At 52.3% G+C, this 277-nt stretch carries 1 protein-coding gene; it reads left to right on the forward strand.

Annotated features, from left to right (window positions below):
• The coding region (locus QN347_RS19845; protein ID WP_279536076.1) for a DNA-directed RNA polymerase subunit alpha C-terminal domain-containing protein at nt 1–184 on the forward strand (184 nt) is incomplete at its 5' end.
• Nucleotides 185–277: the final 93 nt, after the last annotated feature.

Genomic DNA, 277 nt, shown 5'->3' on the forward strand with positions numbered 1-277 from the left:
CATTTACTACATTGGTGACCTGATTCAGCGCACCGAAGTAGAACTGTTGAAGACTCCGAACCTGGGCAAGAAATCCTTGACGGAAATCAAGGACGTTCTGGCCTCCCGCGGTCTGTCCCTCGGCATGCGCCTCGACAACTGGCCGCCTGCAAGTCTTAAGAAGGACGACAAGGCGACTGCCTGATCGTCGTAATCACCGAACGTCATGTTTGGTAAGGAATGAATCATGCGTCATCGTAAAAGTGGACGTCATCTGAGCCGTACTAGCTCTCACCGT

The sequence above is a fragment of the Sphingomonas sp. 10B4 genome, assembly GCF_035019905.1.
Taxonomy (GTDB): domain Bacteria; phylum Pseudomonadota; class Alphaproteobacteria; order Sphingomonadales; family Sphingomonadaceae; genus Sphingomonas; species Sphingomonas glacialis.